Source organism: Pseudomonas sp. REB1044, assembly GCF_038813925.1.
GTDB lineage: Bacteria > Pseudomonadota > Gammaproteobacteria > Pseudomonadales > Pseudomonadaceae > Aquipseudomonas > Aquipseudomonas boreofloridensis.
In genome coordinates this window covers 3,027,245-3,050,629 of sequence record NZ_CP046139.1, presented here as the reverse complement: position 1 = coordinate 3,050,629, position 23,385 = coordinate 3,027,245, and the positions used below count along the sequence as shown (strand labels likewise).

Here is a 23,385-nt window from a genome sequence, read left to right as displayed (position 1 = left end):
TCCGTTCGCGTGACCCAACTTTCGGCGTGCAGAGGAAGCGAGTCGGGATCGGTCAGGCCCGCGGCGCGTGTCGTCACAGCCTACTGTTGTGCAACCCTTGGCTTTAACTGTGCTGGTCGCTGCAACGGGAATAGCCTTATGCTGTAACGAAATATGTCTATAAAAGCTTGAACAAGGAACCGTGCAATGCCAGTCAAGGACCTGCTGATCGCTCTGGTGGTCATCATCGCCTGGGGCGTCAACTTCGTGGTAATCAAGGTCGGACTCGACGGCTTGCCGCCCATGTTGCTGGGGGCCTTGCGCTTCCTGCTCGTGGCCTTTCCCGCCGTATTGTTCATCAAACGACCCAAGCTGCCGTGGCGCTGGCTGATCGCCTATGGCGCCACCATCTCCCTGGGGCAGTTCGCCTTCCTGTTCCAGGCCATGTACAGCGGCATGCCCCCAGGTCTGGCGTCACTGGTCCTGCAATCGCAGGCCTTCTTCACCTTGGGTTTCGCCGCGCTGTTTCTCGGTGAGCGGCTGCGACCTGCCAGCGTGCTCGGGCTACTGGTCGCGGCGTGCGGGCTGGCGCTGATCGGCAGTGAGGACAGCGGCCATGTTCCGTTGGTGGCGCTGCTGCTGACCCTGTGCGCGGGCGCCATGTGGGGCATGGGCAACATCATCACGCGCCGATTCGGCTCGGTCGATCTGGTGGCGCTGGTGATCTGGGGCGGACTGATTCCGCCACTGCCGTTCCTGGCCCTGTCCTGGTGGCTTGAAGGTCCTGAGCGCATGGGGCATGCGCTGGCCAATATCGGCATGAGTTCGGTGTTGGCGCTGCTGTATCTGGCGTTGGTGGCCACCATGCTCGGTTACAGCCTGTGGAGCACATTGCTGTCGCGTCATCCGGCAGGCAAGGTGGCACCATTCTCGCTGCTGGTGCCGGTGATTGGCCTGAGTTCCTCGGCATGGCTGCTGGGCGAACGCTTGAGCAGCGTCCAAGCCTGGGGCGCGTTGTTGGTGATGGCGGGGCTGCTGATCAACGTGTTCGGACCGCGTGTGGTACAGCGCCTACGGGCGGTGAATGCCCAGTAAACCTGTAGGCGTCATGGATGACGCGCTAAGTAGCGGCAATGTGCCACTTGTCGGGCAAATCCCATTTGCCCCGGCGGTTAGCGTTCCACCGGCTAGCCTCAACTCGCGCGCTGCGCTCTTACAGGTCAGTGAATGGTCGGCGCCGCTTAACTTTTAGCCGAACGGTGCGTGTATCTCCTGATGTCTTGATCCGGCGCAGTGGAACGGCGGCTAACGCTCGCCGTAGAGGCGTCACTGTGGTTTTCTGACGCGGCATTTGGGAAAAGGAGGATGGACTTCCATGAGAGTCAGGGATGAGACCTATTGGAAATGGGCGGATAGCCAACTGCACAGTCGCTGCCATGACGAAGAGTTGAGCGACGGCACCAGCATCGACGTGCAGGTTCGTCTGTCGCGCCTTGGCGCCACTCAGTTGTTCTTGGGCGTGTATGCCCAAGGCGGCAAGGCGTTGTGCGAGGAGTATCACTGCTCATTGCCCGGACAGACCATGACCCGTGCGCTGGTGTGGGGTGTGGACCGCGCCCGAGCCTTGGCCACCGGCGCTCTGGTGACACCGCCCTTGGCGCGACGCCAGGCATGAAAAAGCCCGGCCTTGTGGGCCGGGCTCAAGCAGTAGCGAGCCACTCAGTCGAGTGGGTCGATCACCTTGACGGCCTGCTGCTCACGGGCGGCAGGCCATTCCTGTTGCAGGGTCATCAGCACACGCTCGACAAAGCCGGTATCGGCTGCGGCCTTCTTGCCGACGTAGCCTTGGCCGCGGCGGTAGACCTTGAAGCGGGCGCACATGCTTTCAGGCATGTGCCGGTCGGATTCGGCCTCGACAGTGTTGGCCGGCAGACGGTCGAGGCGAACCTCGCCGGTCTGGCTGACCCACAGCAGGTGGTCGTCGTGGCTGTCCTTTCGCGCTGCGAACAGCCGGGCCAATTGGTCGATCGTCGGATTGTTGTTCAGGTTCATCATAAAGCCCCCATTTCCCATTCGTTGGTGATTTTCACAGTTGGCGCTACCACGATGTAGCGCACTACCTAGGCTGCTACAGCAGCATCGCAACAGGGGCTTTCTCACGCTGCCTTTTGGACAGATTCCCTCTCCACGAACGGCCTGCGTTACCGCGCAGGTCGTCTGGAACACCCTTGCCACCGCTCCCGATCAGGGAGACGGCCTCATCATGCCCAAGGCTGAAGAATGTCGTCAATGGTTTTGTAGTGAAAATTTTCAGGCACTACATATTGTCGGACAATCCTGATTAAAAAGGCGGCAATGGCCTCAGTGCGAGACCAGGGCGAGGATCGCGTGGGCCGCGCTAACCCGGTCGTCGTTGGGGTAGTTACGGTTGGCGAGTAGGGCGATCGCCACGTTCTTCGACGGCACGAAAGCCACGTAGGCACCGAAGCCGTTGGTGGCTCCGGTCTTGTTGTACCAGTAGGCTGCGCCGTCCGGTTGCGCAGGCTGCAGCCGTCGAGTGACTTGAGGCTCCCGGATCATTTGCGCGGCATTGCCCTGGATCAGCGTGTCGAGCTTGACCGGGTAGGGGTAGCGTTCCCAGCCCAGGCCCTGGGTCATTTCGCCCACCTGGTAGTAGCCGCCGTGGGTGATGCCGATCGCCTGGCTGAGCGCCGCGGGCAAGCCCTTTGGGTCCAGTTCGGCGCGCAGGTAGCGCAGCATGTCGCTGGCACTGGTCTTGATGCCGTAGGCCTGGTCGGCGAACGGACCGGGGCCGACGCGCACCGGCCGCATCTGCGCGTCGTAGCCTTGGGCGTACTGATCGCGGGCGCTGGTCGGTACCTGCAGGTAGGTGTGCTTCAGGCCCAGGGCTGGCAGCAAGGTCTGGGTCATCAGGTCAGCGAAGGGCCGCTGCTGCGCGCGCGCCGCCAAGTCGCCGAACAGGCCCAGGCTCGGATTCGAATAGCAGCGCCGGGTTTCAGGCGTGGTTTTCTGTTGCCAGTGTTGCAGGAAGTTCAGGGCCTGCTCGTCAGTGGTGACCTCGTCGGGAAACTGCAGAGGCAGGCAGTCGGCGCTGTAGGCGCCCAGGGCTCGCACGCTGGCCTTGCCCAGAGCGGTCCCGGCCAGTACGGGCTGATAGCGGCTGGCGGGAGCGTCCAAGTCGAGCCGGCCTTCGGCACTGGCCAGGGCAACCAAGGTGGCAGTGTACGTTTTGCTCACCGACCCGACCTCGAACAGGGTGTCTGGGGTGACCGCACGCTTGTGCGCCTGATCGGCCAGGCCATAACTGAAATACCGCTCCTGGCCGTTGGCGTAGACCGCTACCACCATGCCGGGTATGTGCTGCGCCTGCATCAGCGGCTGGATGACGGCGTCCACCTGGCGTTGCAGGTCGTCGGCCAGTACGGGCGCGCAGGCAGCGGTCATGGCCAGGGCCAGAACAGAGGGTCGCAAGCTTAGCATTGTCAAGATCCTTGCATCGAAGCGGGCCGATGTCCGTTCAGCGACACCGGCGGGAGTTCCGGCGTTAGCGCCGAGCGAGCGCAGACCTTATCGTCGAGCCTTGCACCATGACAAGACGGATGCCCCATGAAGTACCTGCGCATGCTTTTCGACAAATTCACCCTGACGTTGCTGACGGTGGTCCTGATCGCCACCTTCCTGCCGTGCTCGGGCCAAGGGCGGTGATCTTCGGTTGGTTGACCAACCTGGCCATCGGCCTGCTGTTTTTCCTGCACGGCGCCAAGCTGTCGCGCGAAGCGATCGTCGCCGGGGCTGGCCACTGGCGCCTGCACTTGCTGGTGTTTTCTTGCACCTTCGTGATGTTCCCGCTGCTGGGCCTGGCGCTCAAGCCCCTGTTCGTGCCCTTGGTGGGCAATGAGTTGTACCTGGGCCTGTTGTACCTGTGCGCACTGCCGGCGACTGTGCAATCGGCCATTGCCTTCACCTCGCTGGCGCGCGGCAACGTGCCAGCGGCGATCTGCAGTGCGGCAGCGTCGAGCCTGCTGGGCATCTTCCTGACCCCGCTGCTGGTGATGCTGCTGCTCGGCGCCGATGGCGATACCGGCTCGGGCCTGGATGCCGTACTGAAGATCACCCTGCAATTGCTGGTGCCGTTCGTGGCCGGACAGATCGCCCGGCGCTGGATCGGTGCCTGGGTCAAGAAGAATGCACGCTGGCTGAAGCTGGTCGACCAGGGTTCGATCCTGCTGGTGGTCTACACCGCGTTCAGCGAGGCCGTGGTCACCGGGTTGTGGAACACCGTATCGCCGCAGCACCTGGCGGGCCTGTTCGCCGCCTGCGGTGTGCTGCTGGCCGTTGTGCTCATTGCCACGCGGCTGCTCGGGCGGATTCTTGGCTTCAGCCTCGAAGACCGTATCACGATCCTGTTTGCGGGTTCCAAGAAGAGCCTGGCCACTGGCGTACCCATGGCTCAGGTGCTGTTCGTCGGCAGTGGGATCGGCGCGATGATCCTGCCGCTGATGCTGTTCCACCAGATCCAACTGATGGTGTGTGCTGTGCTGGCCCAACGGTACGCCGCGCGAGAAGAGGTCGTGCAAGAGGCGCCGGCGGCCTCCTGAGCGACAGCGCTTGCACGCGTTACACCAATGCGCGCTCCAAGGCGCCGGCCAGCAGCCGCTCGACCAGCACGACGCCCTGCGGCTCGGGCATGCCCCGGTCCTGAAGGACGCCGGGCAACTGGTTCAGCAGGCTGCTGAGCACATGCCCGGCCACTGCTTGTATCTCGCTACGCTGGCGCGCGCCGGGTGCGACCAGTTGCACCAGGCCGCGCTCGTATTCCTGACGCAGTGCCTTCAGGTGCATCTGTTGCGCTGGGCTCAGGCAGCAGAAGTCGCGTTCGGCCAGGCGCAGTTGCAACGGCCGTTCGGCCTGCAATTGCCAGTGGGCGGCGATCAACTGGGGCAGCGCCGGCTTGCCGCCGGCCTGGGCACGACGACCCTGATCGAGTGTGGCCAATAGCTCCTCGCAAAGCTCTTCGATCAAGTCGTACAGCAGATCCTGCTTGCTCGGGAAATGGTGATACAGCGAGCCCGCCGTCAGGCCTACATGGGCGGCCAGTTCGCGCATGCTGACCTGGCCGAAACCCTTTTCGGCGAACAGCGCCATGGCCCGCTCGCGGCGTTCCTCGAAGTGCACGCAACGCCCGTCGGCCTCTGCCGATGCAGCGACCCTCACAGGCAACTGCCTGGTGCACGAGCAGGGCGGCAGCCGCCTCTGCCGTAGGCGAGCAGGCATACCTGTGCAGGGTGTGACGGATGAATGGCGGCGAATGCTGTGCGGCTCATGAAGGGCTCCGATTGCCAAGGCGTGTCGCCGCCCTGCTCGGTGAGCAGGGGCGACGCTGGCCAGGGGATCGAGTCTAGGCAAGGTTCGGCCCCGCGCCTATGTCGAAAGCGGCCAGTCCTTCTGGCCTTTTTGGCCACTGCACAGCGGGCACTTCGGGCGGGTCGATCCTGCTCAGGCCGGCACCATGGCGAACCCCACACCGAAGCGATTCCAGGCATTGATGCTGGCGATCGCCAAGGTCAGGTTGACCACTTCAGCGGGTGTGAAATGCGCCAACAACGCCGCGTACTCGGCCTGTGGCGCGCCACGTTCGGGCAGGTGGGTCAGGCTTTCCAGCCAGGCCAGCGCCGCCCGCTCACGGGGGGTGAAGAAGCGTGTGTCCTGCCACACGCTGAGGGTCTGCAAGCGCGCTTCGCTTTCGCCAGCCTTGCGCGCATCGTTGGCATGTACGTTCACGCAGTACGCACAGCCGTTGATCTGCGAGGCGCGCAGGCGTACCAGCTCCAGCAGCGAATGCTCCAGGCCGCAACTGGCCAGTACTTTTTCCAGTCCAGCCATGGCCTTGTAGGCCTCGGGCGCGTGCTTGGCCCATTCGATTCGGTCGTGCATGAGGATGCTCCGGTCAGTGTGATTCAGGGGTGAACGTGGCCAGCGTACCCAGACACCTGAGGCTCACCGATAGCCAATGCGCACCTTTATCGGGAGGCCAATCTCGCGTGGCATTCGAGCCGCCACTGACCTGCATGCAATCTCTTCATTTCTGTTGCTGGCTGGCGGCTTGGATAATGGCCGGCCGTCGTCTCAGGAGCCGTGGCATGTCCAACCCCATCAACCTCAGAGGTGCCGCGAACCTGCTGCTGGTGATCCTCCTGGCTCTCAATCTGCGACCGATCCTGACCAGTATCGGGCCTTTGCTCGAACCCATGCGCCACAGCACCGGGCTGGGCTACCAACAAGCGGCCCTGCTCACGGCGCTGCCGGTGTTGTGCATGGGCTTGGTCCCACTGCTGCAACCCTGGCTGCGGCGTTGGCTCAGTGAGCACGGTGCGATGTTGCTGGGCTGCTGGCCATCGCTGCCGCATGCCTGTGGCGCCTGTACCTGGACAGCGCGTGGGCGCTGATGGGCAGTGCGCTGATCGCGGGGCTGGGCGTGGCCTTGGTGCAGGGCATGATGCCGGGCCTGGTCAGTCGCTGGTTCGCCAGCCGACTGGCCGTCTGCATGGGCCTGTACTCGGCGGCGTTGATGAGCGGCGGCGGCTTGGCGGCGGTGCTCGGGCCGGGTGTCAGCGCGTTGAGCGGACGTTGGCAAAGCGGCCTGGGTATCTGGGCGCTGCCTGCACTGTTGGCGGTGCTCGCCTGGTGCTGGCTGCGCCCGCGCCAGGCGCCGCAGACACTGAACGAAGTCGGCGCGGGGCACTGGTTCGGCAACCGTCGGGCGTGGTTGCTGGCGCTGTACTTCGGTCTGATCAATGGCGGCTATACCAGCATGGTGGCCTGGCTGCCGGCGTTCCATCTGGAACAGGGCGGCTCGGCCCAGAGCGGTGGCGAGCTGGTGGGGGTGATGACGGTATTCCAGGTGCTCGGCGCGTTAGGTCTGCCGCTGCTGCTGCGAAATCTGCCGGACAGAAGACCTGGCCTGTGGCTGGCGCTGGGTATTCAACTGCTGGGATTTGTCGGCCTGTTGCTGGCACCGAGTCAGGCCATGATGGCCTGGGTGGCGATGATCGGCCTGGGCTTGGGCGCGTGCTTCAGCCTGAGCCTGACGCTCACCCTCGAGCACCTGCGTGGCGCGCCCGAAGCGGGCAGTTTGGCGGCATTCGTGCAAGGTGTCGGGTTCATCGTCACGGGCACCGTGCCTTACCTGACCGGTTGGTTACGCGCGGCCACCGGTAGTTTCCAGGCGTCCTGGAGCCTGCTCGCGGTGACGGTGCTCGCGATGTTGCTGGTCACCGCACGCTTCGCGCCTGCGGGCTACGCCAGCGCCATGCGGCGTAGCGTTTCAAGCGCGCAGCCGGCCACGGTCAACTGAGTGAGTGCAACGCGTCGCGAACCCGGTCCAGCGCCTGCTGAGCACCGTTGCACACCAGGACGTCGGCGGCTGTGCAGTGCACCCCGCGCGAAGGCAACTTGCTCGGCCAGGAGGCGCGTGGGCGGCAACTGCGTGCCGACGGCCAGGTGTCCACGCGCGATGGCTTCGTGTAATTGCTGGTGGAGCTGATCGGTCAGGCCTTTGCCGCCGATCAGGTGGATGTGCAGTTCCATGTCGTGTTCCGCAATGACGTGACGTGCCCGGGTCGGTCGTTCAGTGCTGGGTGGTGCGAGCGCGAGCCATCGATGGCACGCTTCATCCCCTCAGTGCACCTGTTTGCGTAGGGCCGCGCACGCCTGTGCTTGCAGTTCGAGCTCGTCCAGCCGCTCGTTACGGGCCCGTTCGGCCTCGATCATCGCGGCGTCACCGTGCTGCTTGAGCAGGTAGGCATGAATTTGCCGCACTTCAAGCGTCTGGTAGATCGTGGCGGTGTCCAGTCGGCCGATCAGCGCGTCGCTGGCTTTGCCGCTGCTGCTCATCAGCACGTGTGCGGCCTGGGCACCGACCACTTGCAAACCCATGGCTTCGAACCAGGGCACCGTATGGGGCAAGGCGCTCATTTCCACGCAGGCGTAGCGGCTGCGCAGGTCCGCCAGCAAACCACGGGCGATGCCCTCGCGGCGATGGCTGGGCACCACCGCCAGGAAGGCCAGGGCGCAGGTGTGCGGGTCATCCTGGGCGGGTAGGGCAAGGGCGAAACCGAGCAGGCGGTCGGGCGCCTCGGCGTCCAACGCCAGGATCAGTTCCACGGCCAGACCGCGCTGACCGTCCAGCGCTTGCAGGTACTGGTGGACCTCCAGGCCCACGCTGTATTGGTACAGCGGATACAGCGGGTTGTCGGCGGCGATGGCGACGCTGCTCAGCGCGCTGGCCTGCTCGATCACCAACTGGCGAATCTGGTTCTGGAAGGATTCGGGCGGCACGCCGTCGAGGCGGCTCAGGATGTACATCGGGGCAAGCTCCAGCGGTTGAAGGCATCCTGCGTCGAGCGACGCGGGATGCACAGTCTAACCGTTTTCGCCGGTAGGGCCTCAGCGCCGCAGGGCGCTGAGCAGCAAGTCCAGGTTCTGTACCGCGGCGCCAGCAGCGCCCTTGCCGAGGTTGTCGAACACGGCGCTGAGCAGGACCTGGCCATGCTCGGGATTGGCGTACAAGGCCAGGCGCAGGTCGTCGCTGCTGTTGAGGGCCTCAGGGTCCAGTGCCGTGGCCGGTCCTTGCTGATGCAAGGGCATGAGCTGCACGTGACGGGCGCCGTGATAGTGCTGTTGCAGGCAGGCTTGCAGGTGCTCTGCGGTGACGCCTGGGCGCAGCAGGCGCAGGTGCAGGGCCGTGGTCAGCACAATGCCCTGGCGGTAGTCGCCGTAGCCCGGCAGGAACAGTGGGCGAGCGCTCAGACCGGCATGGGCCTGGATTTCCGGCACATGCTTGTGGGCCAGTTCGAGGCCGTAGAGTTGCAGTGCCGGCAGGCGGTGCTCGCCGGCGTGTTCGTGGCGCTCGACAGCGCCGCGACCGCCGCCCGAGTAGCCGGAAATCGCGTGGATGGCGAGCGGATAGTCCGCCGGCAGCAGACCGGCTTCGACCAGCGGCCGCAGCAGGGCAATGGCGCCGGTCGGGTAGCAGCCGGGATTGCTGACCCGCATAGCGCAGGCGATGCGCTCGGGCTGCTGGGCGTCCAGCTCGGGTAGCCCGTACACCCACCCCGGCGTGGTACGGTGCGCGGAACTGGCATCGATCACCCGCACCTGCCGATTGCGTAGCGTCGCCACGGCATCGCGGGCCGCGTCGTCAGGCAGGCACAAAACGGCGATGTCGGCGCTGTTGAGGGCCTCGGCCCGGCGCCGAGGGTCTTTGCGCTCGGCGTCAGGCAGGGTCAGCAGGCGCAGGTCGGGGCGTCCCTTCAGCCGGGCATGGATCTGCAGGCCGGTAGTGCCTTGGTCGCCGTCGATGAAAATCAGGGGCTGGTGCATGGTGCAAGGTCCGTTCACGCAAGAGGTGGTGCTATCCTCGCGCCGGTTTGAATAAAAGAAAATTTGAATATCATGAGCATAAAATTCAGTTTTCCTGAATTGAGCTTGTGTGTAACCGGAGTTTTGTTGTGCGAGAAATCAGCCTCGATCGCCTGCGCACCCTGGTAGTGATCGCCGACCTCGGCTCTTTTGCCCAGGCTGCGCGTCAGCTCAACCTGGCGCCGCCGACCATCAGCCTGCATGTGGCCGAACTGGAGGCGCGGGTTGGTGCGCCCTTGTTGACTCGGACCCGCGGCCAGGTGCGCGCCACCGCCGTTGGGCAGACCCTGCTGGAGCGCGCCCGGCGCTTGCTGGCTGACGCCGAACAGGCCTTGGAAGAGGTGCGTGGGCAGGTGGCCGGGCTGACCGGGCGTGTGCGCCTGGGCGCGTCCACTGGCGCGATCGCTCACCTGCTGCCCAGCGCGCTGGCAGCGCTGCAGCGCGACCATCCTGGCATCGACGTGCAGGTGCAGGTGCTGACCTCCCAGGCCTCGTTGGCCGCGTTGCGCGACGGTCGCCTGGATATCGGCCTGGTGGCCCTGCCGCAGACCGCCATCAAGGGTGTGAAGTTGATGCCCTGGCGGCGCGACCCGATCCTGGCCTACGTGCCGGCCGACTGGCAGCCCCCGGCACGGCTCACTCCAGCGTGGCTGGCGGCGCGCGCGTTGATTCTCAACGACAGCGGCACCCAGTTGTCGCGGGTTACCGCCGAGTGGTTCGCGGCGGCCGGGCTCTATCCGCAGGCGCGCATCGAGCTGAACTACAACGATGCGATCAAGAGCCTGGTGGCAGCGGGCTATGGCGCGACGTTGCTGCCTCAGGAAGGCGAAGGCCCCGAGCTGGATCGGCGCATCGTGTGCCGCGCGTTACGGCCGGGCTTATGGCGGTCGCTGGGCATCGCGTGTCGCGAGGGCGACGGCGATCGGGCTACCGGGCATGTGCTGGCAGCGCTCAAGCACCTGCGCCAGTGACCGGGCCCTGCCGGATGTCCATGCTTCCCAGTGCCGGTCAGGTCACGGATAATCCCCGCCCACTACAACCAGATAGCCTGTGAGTCGGTATGAGTGATCCGCAAGTCAGCCCCGACCAGCCAATGGTCCGGGTGCGCAAGGCGCGCAAGAACAACCCGGAAAAGACCCGCGAGGACATTCTCCAGGCGGCGATCCAAGAGTTCGTCGAACAGGGGCTCGCCGGGGCGCGGGTCGATGCGATCGCCGATCGTACGGCCACCTCCAAGCGCATGATCTACTACTACTTCGGCAGCAAGGAGCAGTTGTACCTGGAGTGCTTGATCAAGCTTTACGGCGACATTCGCAAGACCGAACACAGCCTGGACCTTGAGTCGCTTTGCGCCGAGCAGGCCATCCTCCGTCTGGTGGAGTTCACCTTCGATCACCACGACCTGAACGTGGACTTCGTGCGCATCGTCTGCACCGAAAACATTCACTACGGCGAGTTCGTCAAGCAGGCGCCGGTGATCGGCAAAATGAGCAGCCTGGTGCTGGAGGCGTTGGGGCGGGTGTTGCGCCGGGGCGTGGAGGAGGGCGTGTTTCGCCCCGGTATCGAGGTCATCGACCTGCACATGCTGATGAGTTCGTTCAGTTTCTACCGGGTATCGAACCGGCACACCTTCGGCGAAATCTTCCAGATCGACCTGAGCAATGAAACCGTCAAGGTGCGGCACAAGCAGATGCTCTGCGAGGCCGTGCTCAATTACATCCGCGCATGACCGCCCGCTCCCCAGGGTGCCCAGAAAGCACAAGGGCCGCAGAAGCGGCCCCAGTACACCCACTGGCGATCAGCGTCGCAGCAGGCGGTTGACCACCAGCACGATCGCCGCGCCGACTGCCAGGGCGGTCAGCGGCTTTTCCTTGACGAAGTTCGACACGTTGTTCACCGCGTCGCCATAGCTTTTGGTCACTTGACCGACGGCCTGACGCGCATCGCCCTCGGCGGCCAGGTCCGGGTCTTCGAGAAACTCGCCAGCGGCGCTCTGCGCCTTGCCGATTACCTTGTCCGCGACGCCTTCGATCTGTTCACGCTTCATATGGATCAACCCTTCCTGTGAGTGGCCATGGATGTGTCAGAGGTTAGGGAGCCGCGCGCCTGGAATAGTTCAACACTGTTGTCGGCTCACTCGCCCAGGCGTTGCTCGCGCGACGGCGGGTAACCAAAGTAGGCGGCATAGCATTTGCTGAAGTGCGATACCGAGACGAAACCGCAAGCGACCGCCACTTCCATCACCGACAGGTCCGAATACTGCAGCAGGCGCCGACTCTTGGTGATGCGCAACTCCATGTAGTAGCGCCGTGGCGAGGTGCCGAGCTGGGACTGGAACAGCCGGTCGATCTGGCGCCGCGAGCGACCGCTGTAGGTGGCCAGTTGGTCGAGGCTGAGGGTTTCTTCCAGGTTGTTTTCCATCAGCTCGACGATGGTGCGCAGTTGCAAGCTCATGGATTTCTTGGCGCCGGGCCCCACCTGACGATAGCGCGCGCCGGAGAAGGACAGGATTTCCTCGACGCCTTCGGCCAGCGCATCGCCGTACAAACGGCGCACCAGGCCAAGCATCAGCTCCATCGCGCCGTTGGGGCTGGCGGCGGTGAGGCGGTCGCGGTCGAGGGTAAAGCTGGCCGGGGTGATGCGCGTCTGCGGGCTGCGCTCGGCCAGGCTGGCGCGTTGCTCGGGGTGGATGCTGCAGCCGTAGTCGCCGAGCACGCCGGCTCGGCCGAGGAACCAGGCGCCATTCCACAGGCCACCGAGGGCCATGCCGTGGGCGGCGCAATCGGCCAGCAGACGGTCCAGTTCAGGGTACTTGAGCAGGGTGCGCAGACCGCCGCAGATCACCAGCAGGTCGAGTGTCTTCAGGGCGGACGGATCGAGCTCGCTGGCGATCAATTCCAGGCCCAGGTCGCTGAGTACCCGGTCGCCTCTGGACGACAGCGCGGTGAAGGCGAACCGCTCGGCGCGCAGCAAGTTGGCGGTGACCAGCACGTCCATCGCCACGGTGAAGCTGGCCATGGAGAAGTGCTCGAGCAGGACGAAACCCACGTGGTAGGGCTTCTGTTCGTCGCTGGCGCCGGATTTGAGCCGCAGCATGTTGCTGGTGCTGGTCTTCTTGCTGAACTGGCGGGGCGTTGGCACAGCGGACTCCATGGGCTTCTCTGGCGCAGCGAGTGTGCTACCCGTCGCGCGGAAAGACAATCGTTGAACAGGCCACTATGCACGCGCAATCGCCTGCGTATCCGACTGAACCCTTGCCGCTTGGCGCGAACCAATACAGTACATGCACACGGGAGAACGCTCATGGAAATCGGAACGATCTGGATCGTCGTCGCGGTGGTGGTGATCCTCCTGCAAGTCTGGGCGATTTGGCACATCATCGGCAGCGACCGACGTGCCGAGCGCAAGATGCTCTGGGTCGTATTCGTGGTATGGGCGCCGTTCCCTGGCCTGTTGTTCTGGGCGTGGCGAGGCCCTCGGGCGGTCAAGGGCAAGGCGGTACTTGAAGAGAAGTGAGACGGTGAGAGCGCCTGTCGCACGACACGCTTGAGCGGCCTGTCTGGGCGATAACCGCACGCTCGTTGCCATTGCCCGTCCCTTGGACGGGCATTGTCTTTCCCTCGGCTCGTGCAACTCTTCTAAACTGCCAGCGTTTGCCCCGGCCCGAGATCCGCATGACCACCCGCACCCCGTTATCTGGCGTCAATCACCCACTGCATGGCATTGCCCTGGTGGTCGTGGCGACCTTCCTGTTTGCCAGTCACGACGGACTGTCCAAGTTCCTGGGCGGTCTCTACCCGATCATCATGGTGGTGTGGGCGCGCTACGTGGTGCACACCTTGCTCATGGCGGGCATCTTCCTGCCTCAGGCCGGGCTGCGCGTGTTGCGCACTCGTCGCCCACTCCTGCAAACCCTGCGTGCCCTGAGCTTGCTCAGTACCAGCCTGCTGTTCACCGCCGGCTTGCAGTACCTGCCACTGGCCGAAGCGACCTCGGTCAACTTTCTGGCTCCGGTACTGGTCACTGCGCTGTCGGCGCCGCTGCTCAAGGAGCGGGTCACGCCTGGTCAATGGCTGGCCGTGGTGATGGGCTTCATCGGTGTGCTCGTGGTGGTGCATCCAGGCGGCGCGATGTTCACACCGGCCATCCTGTTCCCGTTCGGCTCGGCGTTGGGCTTCTGCTTCTACCAGTTGCTCACGCGTATTCTGGCCGTACACGACAGCCCCACCACCAGCAACTTCTATGCGGGCCTGTGCAACACCCTGATCATGAGCGCACTGGTGCCGTTCTTCTGGCAAACCCGGCAAGCCTCCCATGTGCTGCTGATGCTGGCGCTCGGCGGCTGCGGCATGACCGCGCACCTGTTGCTGACCCAAGCCTTCCGCCACGCCGCCCCTGCGCTGCTGGCGCCGTTCAGCTATTGCCAGATCGTGTTCGCCGGGCTGCTCGGATTGCTGGTATTCGGCCAGGTGCCGGATACCCTCAGCGTGGTCGGTATCGCCATTATTTGCCTCAGCGGCCTGGGGGCGGCGTGGATGCAACGCCGTCGTTAGCGTGCTCAGGGTACTGAAAGACCCTGGCTATCGCCCCTGAACAGCCACTCTATTAGACCTCTGCCAAAGCTCGGCTAGTATTTCCCCTGGCTTCGCCTCGTGCGTCTGACGCGCGGTGAGTCAGCGTCGGCGCCTGTCCGACCATCCCTGATGAGCAGATGGGTCGAGTTCCTAGCTCGGCCCGCGGATCGCCCGGCACAGACCGGAAATCTGGATAACCGAACCTGCAAGGTAAGCGCACATGTCGAACGAATCGAAATGCCCCTTCCATCACACGGCCGGGGAGGGCACCAGCAACCGCGACTGGTGGCCCGATCAGTTGAACCTGAGGATCCTGCACCAGCACGGCGACCAGTCCGACCCGATGGACCCGGACTTCGATTACGCCAAGGCCTTCAAGCGTCTGGACTTTCAAGCCCTGAAGCAGGACATCGTGAACCTGATGACCGACTCCCAGGATTGGTGGCCTGCGGACTTCGGTCACTACGGTCCGCTGTTCGTGCGCATGGCCTGGCACAGCGCTGGCACCTACCGCATTGCCGACGGGCGTGGCGGCGCCGGCTCCGGCCAGCAACGCTTCGCCCCGCTCAACAGCTGGCCAGACAACGTCAGCCTGGACAAGGCCCGGCGCCTGCTCTGGCCGATCAAGCAGAAGTACGGCAGCAACATCTCCTGGGCCGACCTGATCGTGCTCACCGGCAATGTGGCGCTGGAGTCCATGGGCTTCAAGACCTTCGGCTTCTCCGGTGGCCGCGCCGATGTCTGGGAGCCGGACGAAGACGTGTACTGGGGCTCGGAAAAGGTCTGGCTTGGTGGCGACACCCGTTATGGCAAGGCCCAGGCGCCGGGGCAGGGTGATCTGGTGGCCGAGCCTGCCAAGCACGGTGAGGAGCAGAGCCGCACCGAGCCGGGCGCACGCAATCTGGAGAACCCGCTGGCCGCCGTGCAGATGGGCCTGATCTACGTCAACCCTGAAGGCCCCGAAGGTCATCCCGACCCCGTCGCCTCGGGCAAGGACATCCGCGAAACCTTCGGCCGCATGGCCATGAACGATGAAGAGACGGTTGCCCTGATCGCCGGCGGCCACGCCTTCGGCAAAACCCACGGCGCAGGTCCGGCGGACCACGTAGGCGCTGAACCCGAAGCTGCCGGGCTGGAGCAGCAGGGCCTGGGCTGGGCCAGCACCTTCGGCAGCGGCAAGGGTGGCGACGCCATCACCAGCGGCCTGGAGGTGACCTGGACTTCGACCCCGACCCGCTGGAGCAACGAATACCTGAACAACCTGTTCGACTTCGAGTGGGAACTGACCAAGAGCCCGGCCGGCGCTCACCAATGGCGACCCAAGGACGGCAAAGGCGCCAACACCGTGCCCGATGCGCACGATCCGAACAAGCGCCATGCGCCGATGATGCTCACCTCCGACCTGGCGCTGCGCTTCGACCCGATCTATGCCCCCATCGCCCGCCGTTTCAAGGATCACCCGGAGCAGTTGGCCGATGCCTTCGCCCGTGCCTGGTACAAGCTGATCCACCGTGACATGGGACCGCTGGCACGTTACCTGGGGCCGGAAAACCCGCAGGAGGAATTGATCTGGCAAGACCCGATCCCCGCGGTCGACCATCCGCTGGTGGGCGAGCAGGACATTGCCGACCTGAAGGCCAAGGTGCTGGCCTCAGGCTTGAGTGTGGGCGAACTGGTGGCCACCGCTTGGGCGTCGGCTTCGACCTTCCGCGGTTCGGACAAGCGCGGCGGCGCCAACGGCGGCCGACTTCGCCTTGAGCCGCAACGCTCATGGGCCGCTAACCAGCCTGAGCAGTTGGATAAAGTGCTCAAGGCGCTTGAGAAGATCCAAGACGAGTTCAGCGCCACTGGCAAACGCGTCTCCCTGGCGGATCTGATCGTATTGGCCGGCTGCGCGGCGGTCGAGAAAGCCGCCAAGGACGGCGGTCATCCCATCCGTGTACCGTTCCGTCCCGGTCGCACCGATGCCGCTCAGGCACAGACCGATGTCGAGTCCTTCGCCGTGCTCGAACCGCTCGCCGATGGCCTGCGCAACTTCAGCAAGGCCCGCTACAGCGTCAAGGCCGAGCGACTGTTGCTGGACAAGGCGCAACTGCTGACCCTCAGCGCCCCGGAACTGACTGTGTTGGTCGGCGGCCTGCGGGTGCTTGGCGCCAACCACGGCGGCAGTCAGCATGGCGTGTTCACTGACAAGCCGGGCACTCTCAGCAACGACTTCTTCCGCAACCTGCTGGACATGGGCACGCAGTGGAAGCCGACCTCAGGCGACAACGAGACCTTCGAGGGCCGTGATCGCAAGACCGGGCAGGTGAAATGGACCGGTACGCGGGTAGATCTGGTGTTCGGCTCCCACGCCCAGTTGCGAGCGTTGAGCGAGGTCTACGGCAGCGATGATGGCAGGGACAAGTTCGTCAAGGACTTCGTCGCGGCTTGGGTCAAGGTCATGGAACTGGACCGTTTCGACCTGAAATAGCGGTACTGTCCGGGGTCGCTGCAACGGCCCCGGCAATCCGATGAGATGGCACTCTGCAATCGCGGTGGAAGCGCTTACAATCGCCGCGTTTGCTCCCCATCACAGGCTCGCTGGTTCATGACGCTCGACCCTCCCACCCTCCTGGCGCTCAGTGTCGCCCTAGCGGCCGCGGCTGCGCTTTACCTGGCAATCGAATGGCGCAGCGTACGTGAGTCGTCGTTGCTGTACTGGAGTGCAGGTTTCGCCACCATCATGATCGGCTGCGTGCTGGCGCTGTTGCGCATGAACGGTTATTTGCTGGTCGGCATCTGGTTCGCCAACGGTCTGTTGATCTTCGCGCATTTCTGCTTTCTGCTGGGCGTCGCCCGTTTTACCGAGGTGCGACTGTCACGGGCCTGGTTGCTGATCGTCCTGCTGTGGGCCGGCATGCTGTTGCTGCCAGAAGGGCCGGCGTGGTCGAAGATCATGCTGGGTGTGCAATCGCTGCTGGTGGCCGGGGTTTCGCTGCGCGCCAGTTTCCTGCTGCGCCCCCATGGCGTGTCGCTGAGTGTGGGTGCCGTTCAACTGCGCTACATCCTGCTGGGTCATGGCCTGTTCTATGTGGCCAAGGCTTCGACTGCGGTGGTTCCCGGGACGCTGATCGATCTGGCCGCGTTTCGTGGCGAAATCATCCAGATCTCGCTGATCGAAGGGGCCATGGCGATCATGCTGATTGCGCTGTCGATGACCGGCACCGAGCGCTACCGTCGCGAGGAGCGCATTGCGTTGCTGGCGGCGCGTGATCCGTTGACGGCACTGTTCAATCGCCGCGCCCTGGAAATGCGCGCACCGATGCTGTTGCAGGCGACCAGTGGCGAGCGACCGAGTGCTGCGCTATTGATCGACATCGACCATTTCAAACTGGTCAACGACTTGTACGGACACACCGCCGGTGATCGCCTGCTGGTGGCCTTGAGCGAAACCATCCAGGGGCTGTTGCCGCCCCATGCGCTGGCCGCACGTCTGGGTGGTGACGAATTCATCATCCTACTGGGCAACGCCAGGCACGACGAAGTCCAAGTGTTGGGGGCGCTGTTGCGCGAGCGCTTCCAGCACATCACGGCACAGTCTTTCGCCACGCCGATGGCGGTCACCCTGAGCATTGGCGCTCACCTGTTCGATCAGCCGCCAGCGAGCCTGGCGGCGTTGATCGAACAGGGGGACGCGGTGCTCTACCAGTCCAAGCGCAGTGGGCGCGACTGTCTGCGCATGGTGGACGCCACTGCCGCAGTCGGATAGGACCGTCGCTGCGTCACTCGTCCTGGTTGGGCTGCACCACGATGGCCAATGCGTCCGGCTCGGCGCGGGTTTTCCAGCGGGCTTTCTCGGTCCAGTTGGCGGTGTCGATCACCGCCACCTCGTCACCGCCGCTGATGGCCACGTACACCTGTTTGCCGTCAGGGGAGACCACCGCGCCGATGGGCAGCGCTTCTTCGCCCAGTAGCGTGCGTCGGTACTCAGCGCCTTCTCGCGCCAAACCGATGCGCTTGATCTCTTTCTTGGCGGCCACGTCGATGACCGCCAGTTCCGCCGACTTGGCGCAGGTCACCAGCGCGTACTTGCCGTCGGGCGTCATGGCCACGCGGATGGGGAACAGCCCGGTACGGATGCGATCGGTGACTTCCCGGCGCTGCGGATCGACGATGACCACCTCGTTGCCGCCGCGGTTGCTGACCCACACCTGCTTGCCATCCGGGGTCACCGCCACGCCTTCGCTGCCGTTGCCGGTGGGAATGTCATAGAGTTTTTTCTTGTGCAGCAGGTCCACCACCGATAACTGACCGCCGTCGACATGGGTGACGTAGGCGCGCTCGGCACCGGGCGCCAAGGCGACCATATGCGGTTTGCCGCCGCCGACGTCGATGCGATCGGTGACCTGGCCCTGGACCAGATCGACGACCAGCAGCCGGTCGCTGTCCTCGGTGGTCACCACCACCCGCTGGCTGTCGGGCAGGAAGCGAATGCCGTGCGGGCGCGAATCCTGGCCCAGGTCGATGGTGCGCACCACGCTGCGGGTCGGCCAGTCGATCACGCTCAGGGTGTTGTTGGCGGTGCCTTGAACACCATAGTTGCCAGCAACGGCCAACAGGTTGTTGCCCGAGACCACGACTTCGTGCGGGCCGGTGCCGACTTTCAGCGTCACCAGCTCCTTGCCGGTGCGCGTGTCGAGCGCCGACACGCTGGCGTCGGCCTTGTTGCCGACCAGGAGCACGTCATCGGCGTGCACCAGTGCGCTGCCGGTCAGCAGGGCGCCGGCCAGCACGATGTGGCGCAGTGCGTTGGGCAGGGGAGCAAATGGGTAGGGCATGTCCGTCTCCTTCTGGGATGATTTCCATGTGCATGCCCAAGGTGTGACCGATGCGCCGCTCGCCGAGTTCGTTCGGATGCCGGGCGCTTGCGCTTCAGCGTTTGTGGGGGGAGGGCAGGATACGGTTGAGCACGGTACTGCCGTCGTTGCTGCGGGTGAGATAGATCGGCAGGACCTTGGGCAGGTTGTCGACCAACTGGCGAACATCGCGGGTGTCGTAGATGCCGCTGATACGAATGCTGCCGACGTTGTTGTCGGCCAGCATCAGCGGCTTGTCCAGGTAGCGGTTGATCACCGGCAGTGCCTGGGACAGGCTGAGGTTGTCCAGCACCATCCGCCCGCTGCGCCAGGCCAGGCTATTGGCGTAGTCGTCGCTCTGAGCCAACTGCGGCTCGAAATCGCCGGTGCGGTAGCTGGCCTGCATGCCTGGGCCGAGGCGATAGCCGCCATCGCTGCCATCGCTGGAGACCAGCACCGAGCCTTCGACCAGTGTCACCTTGACCTGGTCTTGGTACTTCCACACGTTGAATTGCGTACCTGTCACGCGGATCTGGCCACGTCCGGCATGCACGATGAAGGGGTGCTGGCTGTCGTGGCTGACGTCGAAAAAGGCTTCGCCCTTGACCAGATCGACCCGACGCCGATCCTTGAAGTTGAGAAAGCGCACCTCGCTGTGCAGGTTGAGCTCGACGTTGCTGCCATCGGCCAGTTGCACGGCGTGCACCTGATCGCTGCTGTCGAAATGCTGATAGCGGTTGGGCAGCCAGCCCAGCTCCCAGCCGATCCAGGCCGCAAGGGGCAGCGCGAGCACGCTGATCATCGCTGCCGAAGCGGCGGGGCGCCATGCGCGGCGGCGCACACGGTTAGCGGGGGCTTGGCGGGTGATAGCGGGTAGGCGGGGCAGCAAGTCGGCGGTTTGCCAGATTTCCAGCATCGCCTGGTATTCCTCGGCGTGCTGCGGATCGGCGGCCAACCACTGCGCGAAGGCCTCACGCTCGGCGTCCGAGCAATCCTCGGCGTGCAGGCGCATGCACCACTGCGCGGCGGCATCGGTGACGGCATCGGCGTCGGTTGAAGTGAGGCGGTCCTGATTCATCGTGGCTCCCGGTTTTGCGCATTCTATCGTCAGCGCTGCATGGCGAGAACCGAGATAATGGCGAATACCTATCAGTTGCGCGTTTTTTGATGGGTTTTGCAGCGTTATCGTGTCGACGGACACATGAACACGTTTTTAGGTAGCGAACTAATAAAGTTTTTGACATCTACTGCCTAGGCAGTAATATTTTCTAACATTATTGCGATGTCGAGCGATTCCGATGGCCCATTTCACCCCGGAGAACTTCCAGACCTGCGCCATCGGCATGCTGCTGGGCCGCGCCGCGCTGTTGAAGGACCGTATTCTCGATTGGCACCTGGAAGGTGACGGCGTGACCGCTGCCCAGTTCAAGGTGCTCATCATCATCACCCAGTACCACGTGGATACGCCGGCCGACCTGTGCCGCTATCTGGGTCTGGACAGCGGCTCGATGACTCGCATGCTCGATCGTCTGGAGCACAAAGGCTTGCTGCTACGTACGCGCTGCCCGCAAGACCGGCGCCAGGTGCGCCTGGCACTGACGGCAGACGGTCAGCGTCTGGCCGATCGCTTGCCGGAGATCGGCGCCATGGCCATGAACGAGCTGGTCGGCGCGCTCGAACCTACCGAGCTGAAGGCGCTCGAGACCCTGCTGGCGAAGCTGCTTCTGGCTGCCGGCGATCCCCTGACGATCGCTCGCTTCGGCGATCGCACCCCTGATCCGACTTGATTCGAAGGTAACGTCATGGCCACTCCCTCCGATGCACCCGCCCCGCACAAGAGCCGGGCGCCAATCGCAAGCGCAAGACCTGGCTACTGGCCCTGCTGTTGCTGGTGGTCCTCGCCGGTGCTGCCGCCTGGGCCTGGTACGCCCTGGTCGGGCGCTGGCACGAGAGCACCGACGATGCCTACGTCAACGGCAACGTGGTGGAGATCACGCCACTGATTACCGGCACCGTCATCAGCATCGGTGCCGATGATGGCGACCTGGTCCAGGCCGGGCAGGTGCTGCTGCGTTTCGATCCGAGCGATGGGGAGGTGGCATTGCAGGCCAGCGAGGCCAAGCTGGCGCACACCGTACGCCAGGTGCGCGGGCTGTACAGCAACGTCGATGCGCTCAAAGCGCAGATGCAGGCGCGCCAGGCCGAATTGAAGAAAGCGCGGGAGAATTACAACCGCCGCAAGGTGCTTGCCGACAGCGGGGCGATTTCCGCCGAAGAGCTGTCGCACTCGCGCGATGACCTGTCCAGTGCGCAAAGCGCACTGGACAGCGCGCGCCAGCAACTCAACACCAGTACGGCGCTGGTCGATGACACCGTGGTCGCTTCGCACCCGGATGTGCTTGCTGCCGCTTCGGACTTGCGTCAGGCGTATCTGGACAATGCCCGTACCACGCTGGTGGCGCCGGTCACCGGCTACGTCGCCAAGCGCACCGTGCAGCTTGGCCAGCGCCTGCAACCGGGCACCGCGACCATGGCGGTGATCCCGCTGAATCAGGTGTGGATCGACGCCAACTTCAAGGAAACCCAACTGCGCGATATGCGCATCGGTCAGCCGGTGGAAGTCACTGCCGACCTCTACGGCAGCGACGTCATCTACCGCGGCACCGTCGACAGCCTCGGCGCCGGTACCGGCAGCGCGTTCGCTTTGCTGCCTGCACAGAACGCCACCGGCAACTGGATCAAGATCGTCCAGCGGGTGCCCGTTCGCGTGCACCTGGACCCAGAACAGCTCAAGACGCACCCGCTGCGTATCGGCTTGTCGACCGTGGTCGAGGTCGACCTGCACGACCAGAGCGGTCCGACCCTGGCCCAGCAACCGCCGCAGCAGGCCAGCTATGCCACCGAAGTGTACGACCGCCAACTGGCCGAGGCCGACCGCCTGATCGCCAAGCTGATTCATGACAACAGCGCCGCCAGCGGCAAGACGGCGTCGCAATGAGCAACGGCGCCCCCGCTCAGTTCACCCCGCCGAGTCTGCTGCTGACGACCATCGGGTTGTCGCTGGCGACGTTCATGCAGGTGCTGGATACCACCATCGCCAACGTGGCGCTGCCGACCATTTCCGGCAACCTGGGGGTGAGCTACGAGCAGGGCACCTGGGTCATTACTTCATTCGCGGTGAGCAATGCCATCGCCTTGCCGCTGACCGGCTGGCTGAGCCGACGCTTCGGTGAGGTCAAGCTGTTCATCTGGGCCACCCTGCTGTTCGTGCTGGCCTCGTTCCTGTGCGGTATCGCGCAATCCATGCCGGAACTGGTGGGCTTTCGCGTGCTGCAGGGGGTGGTCGCCGGGCCGCTGTACCCGATGACCCAGACGTTGCTGATCGCAGTCTACCCGCCTGCCAAGCGCGGCATGGCCTTGGCGCTGCTGGCGATGGTCACGGTGGTGGCGCCGATTGCCGGACCGATTCTCGGCGGATGGATCACCGACAGCTACAGTTGGCCCTGGATCTTCTTCATCAACGTGCCCATCGGCCTGTTCGCCGCTGCGGTGGTGCGCCAGCAGATGCGCGCGCGCCCGGTGACTACCAGTCGTCAGCCCATGGACTACGTCGGTCTGCTGACGCTGATCGTTGGCGTGGGTGCCTTGCAGGTGGTGCTCGACAAGGGCAATGACCTGGATTGGTTCGAGTCCTCGTTCATCGTTGCCGGGAGCCTCATCTCGGTGGTGTTCCTGGCCGTGTTCGTGATCTGGGAACTGACCGATCGTCATCCGGTGGTCAATTTGCGCTTGTTCGTGCACCGCAATTTCCGCATCGGCACCTTGGTGCTGGTCGGTGGCTACTCGGGGTTCTTCGGCATCAACCTGATCCTGCCCCAGTGGCTGCAGACGCAGATGGGCTATACCGCGACCTGGGCCGGCCTGGCAGTCGCGCCCATCGGCCTGCTGCCGGTGATCATGTCGCCCTTCGTCGGCAAATACGCCCATCGCTTCGACTTGCGCCTACTGGCAGGTCTGGCGTTCCTGGCGATCGGCGCCAGTTGCTACATGCGCGCCGGTTTCACCAGCGAAGTGGATTTCCTGCACATCGCCCTGGTGCAGTTGTTCATGGGGATTGGCGTGGCGCTGTTCTTCATGCCCACCTTGAGCATTCTGCTCTCGGACCTGCCGCCCCAGCAGATCGCCGACGGTTCTGGCCTGGCGACGTTCCTGCGCACCTTGGGCGGCAGCTTCGCCGCGTCGCTGACCACCTGGATCTGGATTCGCCGGGCCGATCAGCACCATGCCTACCTGAGCGAGCACATCAGCCAATACGACCCGGCGACCCGGCACACGTTGGCCCAGTTGGGCGGGGCGAGCCCGCAGAGCTATGCGCAGCTCGAACAGATCCTCAACAGCCAAGCCTACATGATGTCCACGGTGGACTATTTCACCTTGCTCACCTGGGTCTTCGGCGCCTTGATCCTGCTCGTGTGGCTGGCCAAACCGCCGTTCACGGCCAAGGCGGGGCCGGCCTCGGCAGGTCATTGAAGCGAGGTTTCAGCAGGCCGGGC

Annotated in this window: 21 protein-coding genes and 2 pseudogenes; 13 read left to right on the top strand and 10 right to left on the bottom strand. The window is 64.4% G+C overall.

Annotated elements, in window-relative coordinates:
• Positions 1-186: 186 nt before the first annotated feature.
• Positions 187-1,074, top strand: a complete 888-nt coding sequence (locus GKC70_RS13765; RefSeq protein ID WP_342648966.1) for an EamA family transporter — start codon at positions 187-189, stop codon at positions 1,072-1,074.
• Positions 1,075-1,354: 280 nt separating this feature from the next.
• Positions 1,355-1,654 (top strand): hypothetical protein, encoded by a 300-nt coding sequence (locus GKC70_RS13760; RefSeq protein ID WP_342648965.1) that lies wholly within the window; start codon positions 1,355-1,357, stop codon positions 1,652-1,654.
• A gap of 44 nt (positions 1,655-1,698) precedes the next feature.
• Here the strand turns inward: GKC70_RS13760 and GKC70_RS13755 are convergent, their stop codons facing one another.
• Both GKC70_RS13755 and ampC read right to left on the bottom strand, forming a co-directional pair.
• A complete protein-coding gene (locus GKC70_RS13755; protein ID WP_342648964.1) occupies positions 1,699-2,034 on the bottom strand; it encodes a hypothetical protein in 336 nt (111 codons plus the stop codon).
• A gap of 306 nt (positions 2,035-2,340) precedes the next feature.
• The gene (ampC, locus tag GKC70_RS13750; RefSeq protein ID WP_342648963.1) at positions 2,341-3,480 is read right to left on the bottom strand and encodes a class C beta-lactamase; all 1,140 of its coding nucleotides are present in this window, start codon (positions 3,478-3,480) and stop codon (positions 2,341-2,343) included.
• Positions 3,481-3,606: 126 nt separating this feature from the next.
• On the opposite strand from ampC, the pseudogene GKC70_RS13745 reads away from it, so the two are divergent.
• Positions 3,607-4,598, top strand: a pseudogene (locus GKC70_RS13745) (bile acid:sodium symporter family protein).
• 19 nt (positions 4,599-4,617) lie between these two features.
• Here the strand turns inward: GKC70_RS13745 and GKC70_RS13740 are convergent.
• On the bottom strand, positions 4,618-5,145 hold the full coding sequence (locus tag GKC70_RS13740) for a helix-turn-helix domain-containing protein (RefSeq protein WP_342651526.1): 528 nt from the start codon (positions 5,143-5,145) through the stop codon (positions 4,618-4,620).
• 351 nt (positions 5,146-5,496) lie between these two features.
• Positions 5,497-5,934 (bottom strand): carboxymuconolactone decarboxylase family protein, encoded by a 438-nt coding sequence (locus GKC70_RS13735; RefSeq protein WP_039577145.1) that lies wholly within the window; start codon positions 5,932-5,934, stop codon positions 5,497-5,499.
• 206 nt (positions 5,935-6,140) lie between these two features.
• Here GKC70_RS13735 and GKC70_RS13730 point away from each other — a divergent pair.
• Positions 6,141-7,354 (top strand): annotated as a pseudogene (locus tag GKC70_RS13730) (cyanate transporter).
• Positions 7,355-7,677: 323 nt separating this feature from the next.
• Here GKC70_RS13730 and GKC70_RS13725 read toward each other — a convergent pair.
• The gene (locus tag GKC70_RS13725) at positions 7,678-8,364 is read right to left on the bottom strand and encodes a GNAT family N-acetyltransferase (RefSeq protein ID WP_039577147.1); all 687 of its coding nucleotides are present in this window, start codon (positions 8,362-8,364) and stop codon (positions 7,678-7,680) included.
• Positions 8,365-8,445: 81 nt separating this feature from the next.
• Positions 8,446-9,381, bottom strand: a complete 936-nt coding sequence (gene argC, locus GKC70_RS13720; protein WP_342648962.1) for an N-acetyl-gamma-glutamyl-phosphate reductase — start codon at positions 9,379-9,381, stop codon at positions 8,446-8,448.
• Between the two features lie 128 nt (positions 9,382-9,509).
• Between argC and GKC70_RS13715 the strand changes: the two genes are divergently transcribed.
• Both GKC70_RS13715 and GKC70_RS13710 read left to right on the top strand, forming a co-directional pair.
• Complete coding sequence (locus GKC70_RS13715; RefSeq protein WP_342648961.1) at positions 9,510-10,391, top strand: LysR family transcriptional regulator; 882 nt, start codon at positions 9,510-9,512, stop codon at positions 10,389-10,391.
• Between the two features lie 89 nt (positions 10,392-10,480).
• Entirely contained in the window at positions 10,481-11,149 is a 669-nt protein-coding gene (locus GKC70_RS13710) for a TetR/AcrR family transcriptional regulator (protein WP_342648960.1), read from the top strand.
• A 69-nt stretch (positions 11,150-11,218) separates the two neighbouring features.
• On the opposite strand, the gene GKC70_RS13705 is transcribed toward GKC70_RS13710, so the two are convergent.
• Both GKC70_RS13705 and GKC70_RS13700 read right to left on the bottom strand, forming a co-directional pair.
• The gene (locus GKC70_RS13705) at positions 11,219-11,467 is read right to left on the bottom strand and encodes a CsbD family protein (protein ID WP_029613276.1); all 249 of its coding nucleotides are present in this window, start codon (positions 11,465-11,467) and stop codon (positions 11,219-11,221) included.
• A gap of 86 nt (positions 11,468-11,553) precedes the next feature.
• Positions 11,554-12,561, bottom strand: coding sequence for a GlxA family transcriptional regulator (locus GKC70_RS13700; protein WP_342648959.1), 1,008 nt, complete (start codon positions 12,559-12,561; stop codon positions 11,554-11,556).
• Positions 12,562-12,723: 162 nt separating this feature from the next.
• On the opposite strand from GKC70_RS13700, the gene GKC70_RS13695 reads away from it, so the two are divergent.
• The 4 genes from GKC70_RS13695 to GKC70_RS13680 all read left to right on the top strand — a co-directional run bounded on the left by GKC70_RS13695 (position 12,724) and on the right by GKC70_RS13680 (position 17,745).
• Positions 12,724-12,936, top strand: coding sequence for a PLD nuclease N-terminal domain-containing protein (locus tag GKC70_RS13695; protein ID WP_039577161.1), 213 nt, complete (start codon positions 12,724-12,726; stop codon positions 12,934-12,936).
• Between the two features lie 158 nt (positions 12,937-13,094).
• Entirely contained in the window at positions 13,095-13,973 is an 879-nt protein-coding gene (locus tag GKC70_RS13690; RefSeq protein ID WP_342648958.1) for a DMT family transporter, read from the top strand.
• A 241-nt stretch (positions 13,974-14,214) separates the two neighbouring features.
• Complete coding sequence (gene katG / locus GKC70_RS13685) at positions 14,215-16,467, top strand: catalase/peroxidase HPI (protein ID WP_342648957.1); 2,253 nt, start codon at positions 14,215-14,217, stop codon at positions 16,465-16,467.
• A 117-nt stretch (positions 16,468-16,584) separates the two neighbouring features.
• Positions 16,585-17,745 (top strand): GGDEF domain-containing protein, encoded by a 1,161-nt coding sequence (locus GKC70_RS13680; RefSeq protein WP_342648956.1) that lies wholly within the window; start codon positions 16,585-16,587, stop codon positions 17,743-17,745.
• 13 nt (positions 17,746-17,758) lie between these two features.
• Here GKC70_RS13680 and GKC70_RS13675 read toward each other — a convergent pair whose 3' ends face one another.
• Both GKC70_RS13675 and GKC70_RS13670 read right to left on the bottom strand, forming a co-directional pair.
• Entirely contained in the window at positions 17,759-18,814 is a 1,056-nt protein-coding gene (locus GKC70_RS13675) for a cytochrome D1 domain-containing protein (RefSeq protein WP_342648955.1), read from the bottom strand.
• A gap of 94 nt (positions 18,815-18,908) precedes the next feature.
• The gene (locus GKC70_RS13670) at positions 18,909-19,910 is read right to left on the bottom strand and encodes a FecR family protein (RefSeq protein ID WP_342648954.1); all 1,002 of its coding nucleotides are present in this window, start codon (positions 19,908-19,910) and stop codon (positions 18,909-18,911) included.
• Between the two features lie 220 nt (positions 19,911-20,130).
• Between GKC70_RS13670 and GKC70_RS13665 the strand changes: the two genes are divergently transcribed.
• The 3 genes from GKC70_RS13665 (at position 20,131) to GKC70_RS13655 (ending at position 23,362) form a co-directional block, all read left to right on the top strand.
• A complete protein-coding gene (locus GKC70_RS13665) occupies positions 20,131-20,619 on the top strand; it encodes a MarR family transcriptional regulator (protein WP_317871514.1) in 489 nt (162 codons plus the stop codon).
• A gap of 98 nt (positions 20,620-20,717) precedes the next feature.
• Positions 20,718-21,830: an HlyD family efflux transporter periplasmic adaptor subunit gene (locus tag GKC70_RS13660; RefSeq protein ID WP_342648953.1), complete on the top strand. Its 1,113-nt coding sequence runs from the start codon at positions 20,718-20,720 to the stop codon at positions 21,828-21,830.
• Entirely contained in the window at positions 21,827-23,362 is a 1,536-nt protein-coding gene (locus GKC70_RS13655; protein ID WP_039577169.1) for a DHA2 family efflux MFS transporter permease subunit, read from the top strand. Before GKC70_RS13660 ends, GKC70_RS13655 begins: the two co-directional genes overlap by 4 nt.
• Positions 23,363-23,385 lie beyond the last annotated feature (23 nt).